Raw genomic sequence first — 477 nt, 5'->3', positions numbered from 1 at the left:
CGCTTGTTCACGCGTGTGGAGCATGTGCACGGCCCAGGGATTATGATGCAGAGCCAGAAAGTAGAGAGAAGAGTATTGATGTGCTGGAAACAGGTAATGAGTGTGTGGGTGGAGTGAGATTCCGCTATAAAAACGAACATGAGGGAGGGTGGTGTTATACTTTTAAAGAGGAAAACCTTCCCATTTGTCAGCCTGGTGCTGTCATCCCAAAGCGCAGTGTCAAGAAGCGCTTAAATAGCCCATTTTGTAAAAGGTATAAAAATGCGGATGAATGCCAGCCTTAATTTTTGCTGTTTGAGATGATCAAGAATCCCCCATCCTTGCTTTTGCTTGAAATGGTGGGATTGTTTCCTCAATCACATTATTTAACACCTGAAGAAGAAAAGCATTTACACGCAGGTTCTGATGGCAACAGGCGTATGTTCTACAATGGTATTTTTAACACACCAGATGAAGCAGCCCGTTATGCGGTCCAGT

Annotated in this window: 1 pseudogene; it reads left to right on the top strand. The window is 44.2% G+C overall.

Annotation, left to right across the window (positions count from 1 at the left end):
* A pseudogene (locus J7R10_RS08595) lies at positions 1 to 284 on the top strand (hypothetical protein); the annotation flags it as partial.
* Positions 285 to 477: the final 193 nt, after the last annotated feature.

The organism is Bartonella vinsonii subsp. berkhoffii ATCC 51672 (assembly GCF_902825225.1).
GTDB classification, from domain to species: domain Bacteria; phylum Pseudomonadota; class Alphaproteobacteria; order Rhizobiales; family Rhizobiaceae; genus Bartonella; species Bartonella berkhoffii.
This window is presented reverse-complemented; position numbering and strand designations above follow the sequence as displayed.